This is a genomic window from Roseiconus nitratireducens, assembly GCF_008629675.1.
GTDB classification, from domain to species: domain Bacteria; phylum Planctomycetota; class Planctomycetia; order Pirellulales; family Pirellulaceae; genus Stieleria; species Stieleria nitratireducens.
In genome coordinates this window covers 77,037-92,293 of the sequence record NZ_VWOX01000019.1, presented here as the reverse complement: position 1 = coordinate 92,293, position 15,257 = coordinate 77,037, and the positions used below count along the sequence as shown (strand labels likewise).

General features: G+C 58.7%; 10 protein-coding genes. 5 read left to right on the top strand and 5 right to left on the bottom strand.

The features are described from left to right. Positions 1 to 35: 35 nt before the first annotated feature. Both FYK55_RS24405 and FYK55_RS24400 read right to left on the bottom strand, forming a co-directional pair. On the bottom strand, positions 36 to 1,685 hold the full coding sequence (locus FYK55_RS24405; protein WP_150079244.1) for a carboxypeptidase-like regulatory domain-containing protein: 1,650 nt from the start codon (positions 1,683 to 1,685) through the stop codon (positions 36 to 38). After that, positions 1,682 to 2,068, bottom strand: a complete 387-nt coding sequence (locus FYK55_RS24400; protein ID WP_150079243.1) for a BlaI/MecI/CopY family transcriptional regulator — start codon at positions 2,066 to 2,068, stop codon at positions 1,682 to 1,684. Before FYK55_RS24400 ends, FYK55_RS24405 begins: the two co-directional genes overlap by 4 nt. A 376-nt stretch (positions 2,069 to 2,444) precedes the next feature. Here FYK55_RS24400 and FYK55_RS24395 point away from each other — a divergent pair, with 376 nt between their 5' ends. From FYK55_RS24395 to katG, 5 genes are all read left to right on the top strand, one after another. Continuing rightward, entirely contained in the window at positions 2,445 to 2,828 is a 384-nt protein-coding gene (locus tag FYK55_RS24395) for a BlaI/MecI/CopY family transcriptional regulator (RefSeq protein ID WP_150079242.1), read from the top strand. Beyond that, on the top strand, positions 2,825 to 5,146 hold the full coding sequence (locus FYK55_RS24390) for a M56 family metallopeptidase (RefSeq protein ID WP_150079241.1): 2,322 nt from the start codon (positions 2,825 to 2,827) through the stop codon (positions 5,144 to 5,146). Before FYK55_RS24395 ends, FYK55_RS24390 begins: the two co-directional genes overlap by 4 nt. Before the next feature lie 369 nt (positions 5,147 to 5,515). Beyond that, positions 5,516 to 6,148, top strand: coding sequence for an HD domain-containing protein (locus FYK55_RS24385; RefSeq protein ID WP_150079273.1), 633 nt, complete (start codon positions 5,516 to 5,518; stop codon positions 6,146 to 6,148). A 69-nt stretch (positions 6,149 to 6,217) separates the two neighbouring features. Further along, positions 6,218 to 7,240 (top strand): cobalamin-binding protein, encoded by a 1,023-nt coding sequence (locus tag FYK55_RS24380; protein ID WP_150079240.1) that lies wholly within the window; start codon positions 6,218 to 6,220, stop codon positions 7,238 to 7,240. Between the two features lie 215 nt (positions 7,241 to 7,455). Further along, positions 7,456 to 9,822, top strand: coding sequence for a catalase/peroxidase HPI (gene katG / locus FYK55_RS24375; protein WP_150079239.1), 2,367 nt, complete (start codon positions 7,456 to 7,458; stop codon positions 9,820 to 9,822). Positions 9,823 to 9,947: 125 nt separating this feature from the next. On the opposite strand, the gene FYK55_RS24370 is transcribed toward katG, so the two are convergent. From FYK55_RS24370 to FYK55_RS24360, 3 genes are all read right to left on the bottom strand, one after another. Beyond that, a complete protein-coding gene (locus FYK55_RS24370; protein ID WP_150079238.1) occupies positions 9,948 to 10,658 on the bottom strand; it encodes a hypothetical protein in 711 nt (236 codons plus the stop codon). A gap of 137 nt (positions 10,659 to 10,795) precedes the next feature. Beyond that, positions 10,796 to 12,097, bottom strand: a complete 1,302-nt coding sequence (locus FYK55_RS24365; protein ID WP_150079237.1) for a sodium:calcium antiporter — start codon at positions 12,095 to 12,097, stop codon at positions 10,796 to 10,798. A 153-nt stretch (positions 12,098 to 12,250) separates the two neighbouring features. Continuing rightward, on the bottom strand, positions 12,251 to 15,124 hold the full coding sequence (locus FYK55_RS24360) for a PAS domain-containing hybrid sensor histidine kinase/response regulator (protein WP_150079236.1): 2,874 nt from the start codon (positions 15,122 to 15,124) through the stop codon (positions 12,251 to 12,253). Positions 15,125 to 15,257 lie beyond the last annotated feature (133 nt).

Here is a 15,257-nt window from a genome sequence, read left to right as displayed (position 1 = left end):
TCGAGTCGGATGACCAGGCTGGGCTGACGAAGACATCAATCGCTTGGACCACGTTCGACGTTCTCAAGTTCGAGCGTGTAACGGGCGAGCGTTTGTCCTGACGCATCAGGTCCTTCGGCTGATCGAATGGCTTGGCCTGCCGGCCTTGGCAACGGATCATCCTTCGCCCACTTCACTGCCGTTTTGCCGTGGACCCCCGCCCCGTTGATTTTCAGGCGGAATGATTCCGCCGTCAGGCGATCGGTGGAATCCGGATCGGAGGGGACCGCAGCCCGAAAATCATTCTCTCCAGGATCCGCGAACACGATCGGACCACTGGCCCAGGAATCATTCCATGGCGGCTGAAGTTGTTCGCGTGGCTTTCGGACGACGAACTGAAACCACTTGTTCGTTGGGATTTGTTGGATTTCAAAACGTCCCTCCGTGTCGGTCAGAACCTGAGCCAAAACGGAAGATCCCGGTGGCAGCTCTTCTCCGGTCAGTGAAACAGAGTAATCGGACAGGGGGGCGTTTTTTTCGTCCACCAGGGTGCCGCGGACGCGCGCCGCCGGCATCATGACAAAGTCGACTTCACGGGGTGCATCGGGCAAACAGACCTGGTCGGCTTCCACTCCCCAGCCCTGTCGTTGCTTCTCCGGAACGGGCAGCAGGCTCGCGATTCCTCGACCTTGTCGGCAAAGGTTCCTTTCAAAATGGTTTTCCAGGCTGGCGTAAATCAACGCGACCTGCGTTTGCGGCGATGGCGTTTCGTCCGTGATGTCACCGAACAGGATCCCGGGCCCGAAGTGGACTTCGTAGCGGCCGTCAGAGTTGGTTTTGGTCGTTCCCCCACCGATCAGGGTACCGAGCCCAGTTGCGACGCGAACGGTCACGTCTTCCAGGGGCTCCCCGTCTGCGTTCGTCACCCGACCAACGGCGGTCCACCACTCTCGTTTCCGATCGACCTTCTCGTCGCCGTCGTTCTGCTTCGGCGACACACTGGCCCGCTGCATTTTCAAGGTGACGCGTTCGTCTGCGGAAACGGGTTTCGGTTTGGACCGAAAATCCTGGAAACCGGGAGCTTTGACGCGAAACGTGTACTCAGTTTCGGCCAAATGCGACAAAGTGATCACGCCGGAATCGTCAACGGAATGCCATTCGAGCGGACCCATCGAGGAGCCGTGGATCATGGGCAGAGCCGCGACGGAGGCGTTGGAGATCGGGGATCCCGATTGGTCGTGAACGGCGATGGAAAACGGGACCCCCGGTTTCAACGTGAGCTCAATGCCGTCGGCAATGCGCCCGGATTGAATGTCCATCGGTTCGGTCCAGGTCGGTGCGTAACCATCCGCAAAAAATGCGAGGAACGCTTTGCCGGCTAGCGATTTGAACTCGAAGGAATCCTGAAACTCGCCAACGGTTCCCAGGTAGCTGCCACGCTCCGATCGCGCGGTGATGTAGAGATACCCTTTCGATCGAGACGGAGATCCGTCGGCCAGCAGGATTCGGCCGCGGTACGTTGCCTGGGAATCCTTTGCCGAGATTTCGGATTGCTGCGTCGATTGCTCCTGGGGCGGATTCTGAGCCTGCACCGAGACATTGGCGGCCATCAAGAGCGACACGCCGAAAAACATCGAGGCGGCGACTGCTCCGAAACCCAGACTCGGTTCTTCGCGTTGGTCTTTATCGATCAATTCGACCTTCATTTCGTTCCCTCCATCTCATCAAGCAGTTTGCGAATCTCGGCGAGTTCCTCAGGGGAGGCCTGCTTGGATGACAGGGCATGGAGCATCATGGTCGCCGCGGAACCGTCGTAGACCTTTTCAATCAACTCACCGAGCATTCGTTTTTGAGTGCGTTGCTGTGGGGCGGCGGGCCGATAGACCTGCGGCCTGACTCCGTCATCGCGTTTCAGCAAACCCTTCTCCAACATGACCGACAACATTTTAACCGTCGTCGAATAGGTGGTGCGTTTGAACTCTTGGAGCGACTCATGGATGTGCCGTGCGATGCTGGGCCCATCGGCCCAGAGAATCCGCAGGATCTGCAACTCGACCTCGGTCGGTTGCGAAGAAGCTTGCCTGGCCATCGAAAAGCCTCCGCGGTGGTGGTGAAATCAACGGAATCACGAAGCAATTCGCCATTCGTACCAGCTTAGCGAATGAATTCGTCATTGCAAAGTGAAGGGGACGTTTCCTGGTGTGACAGCGCGACCTATTGCAGCAACGCTCGTTGATCTCGAATTCGATGCAAACTCCACGCTCTGGCGAGCGTGGCTACGTGGGAGCCATTGTCCCGCGAGGCCTGGGATGTCGCGACGCTCGCCAGTGCGTGGCTTTCCGCGCCGATCGCGACCGCACTCCAGGGGCGAACGACTCAGTTCCCGGTCTCATCAATCGCTCTTGCCGCCGATGCGTTTACAGACGTAAACTGTTTACATCTGTCATCAGTTACGGGAGGCACGCATGCAGCTTTCAGACGCGGAATGGATTGTCATGAATCTCATCTGGGATTCGCAACCGACCGAAGCCAGCGAGGTGATCGCGGCGTTGGGATCCGAGAACGGGTGGTCCGGTGCGACGGTGAAAACCATGCTTCACCGCTTGGTGAAAAAGGGAGCACTTCACACCGAATCGGTGGGCAAGAAGTATCGCTACACCGCCGCGGTCCGCCGCAGCGACTGCGTGCGGCGTGCCAGCCGTTCTTTTTTAGAGCGGGTGTTCGGCGGTGATGCGGCGCCGGCACTTTTGCATTTGGTCAGGACTTCAAAGTTGAGTGACAGCGAGCTCGCCGAACTACGGGAGCTGCTTGACGCAAAATCGTCCAAGAATAAGGAATCGAAGGAATGATGGACCTCATTGAATTGGGTTTTCTGTGTCTGACTTGGGTTGGGCTCGCGGCGTGGAAGTCGATCCCCGTTTTCTTGCTCATCTTCCTGATCTCAGGACTGTTTCGAAAGCGAATTCCCGCGGCTGTCCAATGCCTGTTGTGGATGATCGTCGTTGCACGTTTGTTGATACCGTTTTCGGTGGCGTCGCCCTATTCCGTTTCGTCGGCGGTCGACGGCTTCTTGGGAACAACGTTCGCAAGCGAATCGAGATTGGACGCCGGCCCGGCGGTGTATTATTTTGCGGGTGCTTCCACGAAACCCATCAATTCTTCATCCCCACGGGTTGCTTTGGACTTTCGCGCGAAAGATCAGCCGATCGCCGCTGGTCCGATCGTCGGCAACGGCCGTCACGGTGCTGTCGAAGACGGCGTTCAAGGCCGTGTCTTGTTAGATCAGCGGCCAGCAACGCCGGCACTGATTGGCTGGACGCTTGTCTTGCTGTGGGGCGGGGGTGTTTTGGTGTTGGCGGTTCGTGGTTTCCTCGGCTACATCCGATTTTCACTTCGTTTGCGGCGCGCCGACACGATTGAAGACCCCGAGGTCGTCGATCGTGTCCTCCGAGCCTGTGATCGCGTCGGTGTGGGCCGCCGTCCGAAGCTCAAAGAAGCATCCTGGCTGGAAGTACCGGCGGTGTTTGGTTTCGTGCGTCCGGTGATCTGCCTGCCGTCCCATTGGCGGAAGCGGCTCTCCGGCGAGCGTTTCGACTGGGTCTTGTTGCATGAATTGGCGCACGTCCGGCGTCGAGACTCGTTGGTGTTGTTGATTGCCGGTGCAGCCCGAACACTGCACTGGTTCCATCCGCTTTCCTGGGTCGCATCGTCAAGGCTTCGGCAATCCATCGAGCAAGCCGCCGATCAATTGGCCACGCGACACCTGCACGATAGCCAGGTGCGTGAGTATGGTCGCATGTTGTTGGATTTCGCTGGCCTGCAGACACCCGGGCGACAAGCTGCCGGGGTCGGACTGCTGGCGATGTCAGCGTCGCGCGGTTTGAACGGGCGAATCAAGCGGTTGGCCGGGTCGCGGCGGCCGACAGGCTGGGTCGCCGGCATTGCCATGACGCCGGTCGTGTTGCTGGTCGCGGCGTGCAGTTTGACCGATGCGGAAACGATCCATCCGCCGACGGCGGAGCCGTACTGGATCGCCAACAGCGATACCGCCCTGAGCGAAATGAACCTGCCATCGGTCACGGATCTGTTGACCGACGGCAGCAGCTCGGATGCGGCACGGAGAATCGACGTGAACGTGGAAACCATCCTTGCGAAGGCGTCTGAACTGCAGCCCGGGATCGATGCCGAGCGATTTGTCAAAGCGTACTTCGTTCCTTTTCAAGGGCTATCTGAGAACGAGTCGTCGGCGACGATTATCGATGGCAAAATGTCGGTGTGGGCGACTCCGCAGCAGGAGGTGCAGATGAAACAGATGATGGCAGGCTTTGAAAAATCAGGGCCCTGGCAGATTGTCACCGACCTGCGAATCATGATCACCGACGTCCGAGCGCTCAATCATATCGACTGGTCTCGCGAGGATCGGCAGACTTTCTGCAAGCGTTTGGCCGATACCAGCGGGATGCCGGAATTGGAGCGGTGGGAGACCGCCTTTGCTTCGCAACTTGAGACGGGTCCGAATGACGCCGGCGGCCCGGCATCGATCGAACATTCCGTTGCGATTCCCATCCGCACGGCACGAATCAGTCGACGGGAGAGTGACGAGCTGATCAACCGGATTCAGTCGAACGCGCGCGCCAATTTGATGCAAGCTCCAAAGGTGACGATGTTCAACGGGCAACAGGGGGTAGTCAGCGACGTCGTTCTGCGGCCTTTCGTCACCGACGTTTCGTTGCAACGTGGAGAGCTTGGAGCTGCCTTGCAACCAAAGATCTCCGTCTTCGAATCAGGTTGGAAATTCCATTTGAATCCGACCGTCGCATCCGACGGGGGCGTCGATTTTCGGATGATCATCAGCCAGTCCAGCATCAACGGCGTTCAATTGGCGAGCTTGCCGGGGACCGCGTCAAACGATCCCGACGGCCAGGTGACCATTCAGGTGCCGTCGCTGACCTCGGATTCTATCGCCGTCAAAAGCCATCTCGCGGCCGATCAGGATCTGCTGATTTTCTCACCGCTGCCGTACGATACTGGCAGACCGGAGGGACGAGCGCCACATCGCCAGGGCAAGGGACAAGTTTTCTTGATCCGCACCGAACGGATCTCGGACTTCGATGTCTTGGCGAACTTTGTTCCAACCCGGGAAACGGTTCACGTCGAACGCGAATGATCCGGTGCGTCGTTCCGAGAAAGTCAGGATGTTTGTCGGCTATCGGTTGTTGAACACGAGCATGGTGGCCGCAGAATCGTGAGATGATTCTGACTTGCGATTCGCAGCGCGCGCGGCCACTCTGATCATTTCTATGGCGGCATTCATTCTGACACGATGTCACGCGACGGCCGCGGCACATGCCAATTTACGACGCGTTCTCGGAGCACGCTGTTCAGTAATTTGGGGCTGCGCGGTTCGCCAAACGATGGCCCCCACTGGACAGGACGCCGGCAACGGCCAGAATTCTTTCGGGCCCTGGCGGTGGCCCTCTTGGGCTTTCAAACGTTGTTGTCCGGCGTCGAAGTTCGTAAACCCGAAGTCAATGGAATGAAGAGCGAAGAAATTGTGGCTCGAACGCGTGCCGAAGTGCAGCGCCGGCTCGCCGGTCAAGGGGCGGGCCACGGCTTTGATCACGTTGAACGGGTTCTCGTCTCGGCGCGAAGAATCCAACGGGAAACCGGGGGAGACCCGTTTGTGATCGAATTGGCCGTCCTGCTGCACGACGTCGGTGATGCAAAGTTCCATGACGGCGTGGAGCGGAGCGGCCAATTCGCACGCGAGATTCTGAACGAGTTGGACGTCGACAACGCGGTGATCGAAAAGGTGGTCCATATCGTTGACAACGTCTCCTTTCGCAAGCGGTCCACTGCCGCCGCGTTGTCACTGGAGGGGCAAGTCGTTCAGGACGCCGACCGACTGGATGCCCTGGGTGCGATCGGAATCGTTCGCACCATCGAATATGGTGCATCCGTCGGCCAACCGTTCTACGTGGCCGGCGACCCCACCGCGAAGTCGGGATTCGCGCATTTCGGTGAAAAGCTTTTCAAGTTGCGTGACTTGATGAACACGCAAGCGGGCAGACACATGTCACGACAAAGAGAAGAGTTCATGCGAACGTTCTTAAATCAATTCTTGGCCGAATGTGGCGAGAGCCAAGAATCTCCGGTGGCCGATGCGTGACGAATTGAACATCATGATCAGGCCACTGGCGTTCCCCCGCCCTCTCCGAGATCCCCAAGGTTGCCAACCGTGCGCATCATTTCGTTGCTTCCAAGCGCAACAGAGATCATCTGCGGGCTGGGCCTGCGTGATTCGTTGGTTGCGGTCACACACGAATGCGACTATCCCGCTGACGTCAGTCGCTTGCCCAAAGTCACGCGCAGCCGGATTCCCGCCACCGCGACCAGCGGCCAGATTGACTCGCTGGTACGCGAGCAGATGAAAACGACCCAGGCACTGTACTCATTGGACATGGACGTTCTCCGAGACGTGCGCCCCGATTTGATCGTCACCCAAGCACTTTGCGATGTGTGTGCTGTTGACGCGAGAGAGGTGAGCGATGCGGCGTGCAAGTTGGATCAGACTCCGGCGGTGATCAATCTGGAACCAACGTCTCTTCGCGATCTGTTTGATAACATCTTGCAAGTCGGGCGGGCGGCGGATCAGGAGCGACGCGCCGAAGAGTACGTCGCGATGCTGCGATCTCGCGTCGATGCCGTCGCCGACCGCACTGCGAATCACTTGGATAGGATCCAGCGCCCAACCGACACTTCACAGATCGTGGCGGAAAGCGGTGACGCAAGGCGTACCGCACGACCATCGGTCACGCTGTTGGAGTGGATGGATCCTCCGTTCAGTGCCGGACACTGGAGCCCGGAACTGGTCCGGATTGCGGGTGGGAGCGAATTGATCGGTGTCGCCGGGCAGCGCAGCGTCGCGACCCCTTGGCGGCAAATTGTCGATGCCGACCCGGAGGTGATGGTCGTGGCCTGCTGCGGCTTCGATCTTGCGCGCACGTTGCAAGAATTGCCGGGGTTGGTCGCATTTCCGAGTTGGAAAACGATGCGTTGTGTTCGCGAGCGGCGAGTTTACGTGGTGGATGGTTCGGCGTATTTCAATCGCCCCGGCCCCCGACTTGTCGACAGCTTGGAAATCCTAGCCAATGCGCTGCATCCGAATGTTCACCCGCTGCCGCAGGGTTTGAAGCCTGCGTTCCGATTCGACCAGACACTTGAAACCGGGCCAGCCGGGGGGATTGATTCGGTCCGATAATCCAACGCGACACCGGCGTCTTCTCAATCGGCCCCGGGGTATCCCCCTGCAATGCATCCCCGTCATTTTCGTTCTGCTATCCATGCAATTGTTGCATGCGCGGCATACCAGGAATTCATTGGATGCATCGGCGTGGTTGCCCCATACTGTACCTGAATGAATGGCTGGTTGGCTCCGCAACTGTCAACGAATCCTCCCCACTTTCAGGAAAGATCATGACCCGCTCCAAGCATTTTGCTCGTCGTCTCGCGAGCTTCGCGGTGCTGTGCCTTGCCGGCACCGTGGCCGCCCAGGAGACCCCCTCATCGACATCGCAGGGAAAGCCTTCTGATGGCATTGCGAACTGTCCGGTGATTGGCGGCACCTTCAAGGATCCCTCGCACCGACAGACCGCCGCCGGCGTGATGTCCAACGGTGACTGGTGGCCGAATCAGTTGAATCTACAGATCCTCCATCAGAATTCGATGAAGAGCAATCCGATGGGGCAGGAGTTTGACTACTCCGAGGAGTTCAGCAAACTCGATCTCGAAGCGCTCAAAAAGGATGTCATGGAGTTGATGACCAATTCCCAGGACTGGTGGCCGGCCGATTACGGCCACTATGGTCCGTTCTTCATTCGAATGGCTTGGCACAGCGCCGGGACCTACCGCGTTGCCGACGGGCGCGGGGGCGCCTCGGACGGGACACAGCGATTTGCGCCGCTGAACAGTTGGCCCGACAATGCGAACCTGGACAAGGCACGTCGCCTGCTGTGGCCGATCAAGCAGAAGTACGGCAACAAGATCTCCTGGGCGGATTTGATGGTCTTTACCGGCAACTGCGCACTCGAATCGATGGGATTTGAAACGTTCGGCTTCGCCGGCGGCCGCGAAGACGTTTGGGAACCGCAGCAGGATGTCTACTGGGGGCCGGAATCCGAGTGGTTGGGAGACCAACGCTACCGTGGCGACCGCGAGCTCCAGAACCCGCTGGCCGCCGTCCAGATGGGTCTGATCTACGTCAACCCGGAAGGCCCCAACGGCAATCCGGATCCGTTGGCAGCCGCGAAGGACATTCGGGAAACTTTTGGCCGGATGGCAATGGACGATGAAGAGACGGTCGCCCTGATCGCCGGTGGCCACACCTTTGGTAAAGCCCACGGTGCGGCGGATCCCAGTGAATACGTCGGCCCGGCACCGGAGGGTGCCAGCATTGAACAGCAGGGCTTGGGTTGGAAGAACACCTATAAATCAGGAAACGCCGGGGCGACCATCACCAGCGGCTTGGAAGGCGCGTGGACGACCACCCCGACGCAATGGTCCAACGGCTACTTTGAGAACCTGTTCGGCTACGAATGGGAATTGACGAAAAGCCCTGCCGGCGCGGCGCAGTGGACTCCCAAGGACGACGCGGCGGACGGGACCGTCCCGGACGCCCACGATCCCAACAAGTCGCACGCCCCCATGATGTTCACCACCGATGTGGCACTCAAACGGGATCCAATCTACGGGCCGATTTCGAAGCGATTTCATGAGAACCCCAAAGAGTTCGAGAAGGCCTTTGCCAAGGCGTGGTACAAGCTGACTCACCGAGACATGGGGCCGGTCTCGCGTTGTCTTGGACCCTGGGTTCCCGAACCGCAACTGTGGCAGGATCCGGTTCCCGAAGTGGACCACCCTCTGATCGACGATCAGGACATCACTTCCTTGAAGAGCAAGATCCTGAATTCTGGACTCACCATCCCCCAACTTGTTTCGACCGCGTGGGCATCGGCTTCGACTTTCCGCGGATCGGACAATCGCGGAGGCGCCAACGGAGCTCGCATTCGCCTGGCCCCGCAAAAGGACTGGGAAGTCAATCAACCGGAAAAACTGGCTAAGGTGCTTCAAACCTTGGAAAAGGTGCAGCAAGAGTTCAACGACTCCGCCTCCGGTGGCAAGAAGGTTTCGCTGGCAGACCTGATCGTGTTGGGCGGCTGCGCAGCGGTGGAGCAAGCGGCAAAAATGGGCGGTCACGAGGTCAAGGTTCCCTTCCATCCGGGACGGACGGATGCGTCGCAGGAAATGACGGATGTCGAGGCCTTTGAAGTGTTGGAGCCCAAAGCCGACGGATTTCGCAACTACTTTGGTCACGAGCACGATCGCCCCGCGGAGGAACTGTTGGTTGATCGCGCAAATCTGCTGACGTTGACTGCGCCCGAAATGACGGCACTCGTGGGAGGCATGCGAGTCCTGGATACGAATTCCGGCTTTCCCCAACTGGGTGTCTTCACGAAGCAACCGGGAACCTTGACCAATGACTTCTTCGTGAACTTGCTTGACATGGATACCCAATGGCAGCAGTCACCGGTGTGCGAGCACTTCTACGAAGGACGCGACCGGAACAGCGATGAAGTCAAATGGACGGGTTCTCGCGTCGACTTGATTTTCGGTTCCAACTCCCAACTGCGGGCCATCGCCGAGGTCTACGCCAGCGACGACTCCGAAGAAAAGTTCATCCATGACTTTGTCGCCGCCTGGACCAAGGTGATGAATCTGGATCGCTTCGATCTTGAGCGAGAGACGCAAAACGGAGCGAAGGCTTTGGCCGCGAGCCAACGCTAAGCAACCGGCTTTCCCACCGATCGCTCGACCAAATCGGTCGAGCGATCGGTGCGTCCGTTGCTATTTGTATGTGGGCAACCTTTACCCACCGACCGCCTTCTCTGCGTGTTCCGCGGGACCGGTGGTCACGCCCGCACCAGTGCGTTCAGAATCAAGGAACCCATCAGCGAACCCAGCACCACAAACACGATGTAGGCGATCGTTCGTTTCGCGCCACCGCGGATGAAACAGGTCCCGATGGCGATTTCGGCGGCCGTGAACAGGATCGCCAGCCACGTCGCTTCGTTGGGATTCATGCCGAACAGGCTGGACGTCAGCGCCATGGGAAGAATTCCTGGCGCCCCCACGGCGATTGAGAACAGGACGGGCAGGAACGCGTCGATCTCGCGATCACCGAGCAGCCAAATGAATGGCAAGAACATGCAGCCGAGCAGGGCCGCAACGGCCAGTCGATACGTGGGATGAGCCACGGCCCAACGCAGTGTGGTGGCCAAGACGGTGAGATGCGCGGCAATCGACACCCCTCGCGGATACCGCAAACCGATCGCAAACGCGATGACTGCGGTCAGAAGCATGACCGAACGCAGATTGAACTGCGTCGGCTGTTTGGCGACGTTTTCGCTCCAGCCGCGAATGCGGATCCACGGCAAGATCAGGCACAGCAGCATCGCAGCAACTACCATCCCCAGCGGCACCTGCCACATCAGCGGTGACGGGCGGCTTTGATCGGATCCTGTCCAGTCGTAGAACGCCGGAACGAGCCAACCGCCGATCGCGCTGGCCACAGACAGTGCGACAAGCAGACTTGACGCGGTTGGAGTTTTGCAACAGCTCATGGCCAAAGGGAGCCCGGATGAAGGGCGACGTTGCGCTGATTTCCCTGGAACTGTTCCTGAAGTTCGGGCAGCTCAAATGCAGCAAAATTCCCGCACCAATCGGCCAGCATGCCCATCTGCCAGCTCGGCGTCAACGTTCATCCGATTCTCGGCAACCAACCCAACAACTGATCCAGGGTTCCGGACAGCTGTAACGCGAGGGGGTGGTTTGCGCCCAACGCGACGACGTACAGGACGAACACCAGGTAAAGTCCCAGCAAAACGACGGCCTTTCCCTTACGCATCTCCACGACATGAACGCCGTCGGCATTCACCTGTCGTCGCCCCACATAGTAGACCAGGAATCCGAGAATCGTCAGCGAAAGCAGCAACAACCGCAATTGCCCGCTTTGCGACGTGACGTCCGGAGACATGTTGATGGGTCCGTGAATCAGCGTGTACAGGAACAGCGGAAACCCCAAGGCGAAGCAAATGTCGAAGATATTGCTGCCGAGCGCGTTGGCAACCGCGTCGTCGTAGTCACCGTCGCGCGCATCACGAATGGACATCACCGTATCTGGGACGCTGGTCGCCATGGAGGCGAAGATCACGGCCACAAACATCGGGGGCATCCCCAATCCGACAAACTCTTGACCGAACAGTTCGTAGCTAGGGTGTTCGGCATTTCCCGTTCCCAGCCATTCACATGCCTGGACCAGCAGCCAACATGCGGCACCAATAATCGCCGTCGACGTCAACAACAGAGGCCAACCGTTCCAGTTCTCCGTCTCGATCTGGCGACGGTGTCTTTCGCGAACAAAATAACGCTCAAGATCGACCAGAGGCCCCAGCGAGGCCCAGTAGACCAACCTTCCAATTCTGCTCGTCTCGCCCCCATCTTCTTCATCAAGAAACGATTGCGGAAGGGAAGAGTCATCGTCTGATTTCGGCGACGACATCGAAAACAGCATGTAACTGAAATAAGCAAAGTACAGCCCCATCAGAATCAGACCCTGCCACCAGTGCAAGGCATTGCCATTGATCAGCAGAATCAAAACAAACTCGCAAGCGATCAGTGCCAGGCCATCTCGGAGCAGTACCCGAGTGGAAACGTTCACGCTGGTGACGCGGACGCCTCCGATGACCGTCCCGATCACTGTCAAGATGCAAGCGGCTGGGATGATCATTCCGTTGAACAACGCGCTGCCGGCTGTGGTGCCGATGCCGATTGCGAAACCGTCACGATCGGAGAGCACGAACAATGCGATCAGCGCCGTGAAGAGTTCTGGGATCGAGCTGCTAATTGCGTTGATCGTTCCACCCCGCACGCCCTCGGACAGATTCCGCCCGATGTATTCCGAAGCGATTTCAAACCCGTCGCATGCCCGCCACGTGATCAGGCAGGCAAAGACGATCAGGATCAGCGGAATCAAGATTCCGAGGACGTTTTCAAGGAACAAGACAAAACCAATACGAGCGTGAGGCGATCGCGGCCGCGGCGGACTCGGGTCGCGTGGCCGCGGAAACGTTGCCGCGATTCTGACACGCGGCGTCCAGACAGGCAATGAGAGGCGTCGCGGCGTGACGCGTCGGGATGGGAACGACGACGCACGTCATCGGTCGTCGGCGACGTTGCTCAGACCATCGAGCAATTCCCAAAGGGCATCTGCGTGAACCGGCTTGACGATGTAACTGTCGAATCCCGACTCGATTGCGGCTTGGCGATCTGATTCCTGTCCGTATCCGCTGAGCGCGACCAGGTGCACGGACGGGTGCGTCTCGCGAATCAGGCGAGCCATTTCGTAGCCGTTCATGATCGGCATGGAGATGTCGGAAAAGATGATTTCGGGAGAGAACGCCGCCGCTTTCTCCAGTCCGTCTTTTCCGTCGCACGCGTCCAACACCTGGTGCCCCAGTCGCTGCAACAGTTTGACCAGCAACACGCGATTCGCTCGAGTGTCCTCCACGACGAGGATCCGAAAGGATCGAAGTGATCTCTTGCGTCTCGAAAGTTGATCAGGCTTGGAGGTGGTCGCCGATGAGGTATTCAAACGGGGCAATCGGATGGTGAAGCTGCTACCCTGCCCCAGCCCGTCGCTGATCGCGTCGATTTCGCCGCCATGCAATTCGACAAGGGATTTGACTAGCGAGAGTCCGATGCCGAGACCGCCCTGACCATGACGCTTTTCGTCATGCAGTTGATAAAACATCTCGAACACCGTGTTCAGGTCGGACCGCCCTATGCCAATTCCGTTGTCACGCACCTCCAATCGCACTTCGCCGTCCGTTGTACCAACAGTTAACCAGATGTCCCCGCCTGGAGGCGTGTACTTTGCCGCGTTATTCAGCAGATTCACGATCACTTGAGCCAATCGCGTGCTGTCGGCCTGGACCAGCAGTGGCGAATCCCCCACATCGGCGTGCAACGAATGTCCGAGCTTCCCGATCAAGGGTTCGGTCGATTCCAGGGCGCTGTGAATGATGTCTCGCAGGTCACAGGTTTCCATTCTCAATTCGATCTTTCCGCGACTGATCCGCGAGACGTCCAACAGATCGTCGATCAGTCGCACCATCTGTTCGACCTGGCGGTCGATGACCTGGCTGAGGTCCCGGTATTCATCCGGGTCATCGTCGATCATCTGCATCAACTGCGTGGCGGACTTGATGGGTGAGAGCGGGTTTCGAAGCTCGTGAGCAAGTGTGGCTAGGAATTCGTCTTTGCGTCGATCCGATTCAGAAAGTTCCGCAGCGATTCGCCGAAGTTCTTCCTGCATCTGGTGCTGTTCGCTGATGTCGGTGTTGGTTCCGAACCACCGTGTGATCCGACCTTCGGCGTCACGAAGTGGCATGACCCGAGTCAAGAACTCTCGATAGATTCCGTCGGCGCCGCGAAGCGGAAACGTCATGCTGAAGGGCTCGCCACTTTCGATCGACGCCCGCCAGCGTTGCAGAACGGACGGCAACCGGTCCGGGTCGTGCACGCTTTGCCATTTCCAACCTTGCATGTCCTCGAAGGTTGTCCCGGTGTATTCGTACCACCTATCATTGAACCAGTCGATGTTCCCGTCGGGGCGGGCGCTCCACGCCAATTGCGGAATCGCATCCGCGAGTTGGCGAAAATGAGCCGCGCTCTCGCGCAATGCTTCTTCGGCACGGATTCGATCCGTGATGTCGGCCACCGTCCCGTTGAAGCTGACCAGTGTGCGAATTCCCGCACGGATCTCGAAATTCGAGCGGCCTTTCCCGAACACCCAACGCAGGGTCCCGTCGGGGTGCACCACGCGGTATTCTTCCGCGAACGGTTGGGGATTTGCGGGGCAAGTTGCTGCGGCCACCGCGTCGCGAATTCGCTGCCGGTCACTGGGGTGAATTGCCGCGAACGCCTGCTCGTATGACAGGGGATGGGGCGAACCGGTGAAGATTCTGCGGTATCTTTCATCCGTCGAGAGTGTGGACTTCGCCGGGTCGATGCTCCATGCACCCAACTCCGCGGATTCCAACGCCAATCGCCAACGCTCCTCACTCGCCCGCAGTTCCTTTTCGGCCCGCCGCTGGCCGGTGATGTCGACCACCACGCCGGGAAGTCGCCGCGCATTTCCATCCTCATCCGTTTCGACGCGACCGCGGGCGACCACCCACCGCATGGACCCGTCGTCGGAGAACACTCGGTAGGTGACGTCGTAAGGCACTTTGCCGGCCACCGTCTGGCGGATGGCTTCCGACACCGCATCACGATCATCCGGGTGGACAACTTTGAGGTAGTCGTCCAGAGTTCCCTCTTTGGCGGCGTGGTCAGGAATACCAAACATGCGAGCAAGATTGGGGTCGGCGCTGACTCGGCCGGTCACGAGGTCATATTCCCAAGTGCCAATCTCGCCCGCAACCATCATCGACTCCAGCCGTGATTGCGCCTCACGGACGGCTTCCTCCGATTGACGTCGTTGCGTCGTGTCGTGGAACACCAGTACCGCACCAAGAAGATTGCCTTGCTGGTCACGAATCGGAGCCGCACTGTCGTCGATGGGGTGGCGACTTTGATCCTTGGAGATCAGAACCGTATGTTCGGGCAGGCCCACGATCCTGCCTTCCTGCAAACACCGCGTTGCCGGGTTATCGATCGGTTCACCGGTGTGTTCGTCGACAATCTGAAAAACGGATTCGATGGGGTGATCGATTGCATCCGCGCAGGACCACCCAGTCAGCCTCTCAGCCACCGGATTCAGGAAATCAATTGTTCCATCCGGTTTGGTGGTGATCACTGCATCACCGATACTGCCCAACGTCACTCGCAACAGATCATCGGCTGGGCGGAGCGACGCCTCTTGTTGCGAACTGGCCCGTTTCGAATCTAGATCGGTCAGATCGTCGATCTTGTTCGAGCTCGAACGATTCGCCTTCTCCGCGCGGAGCTCCCTCAATTCCGCCTCCGCCTCAGTCAGCCGCCGTTGCAGCTCTTCGCATCTCGCTCGGAAAAAGTCATCGGGCATCGCTGGCGGGTCGGGGAGCAATCGATGTGCTCAGCTGTGTGAAGCGAGTGAACGGGCGAAATCAGGAATCCCATTGGGCAACGGGCAAGATTGACGGCGGCGTCGTGAAAGACAGAAGTGGCTTGACCGTCCC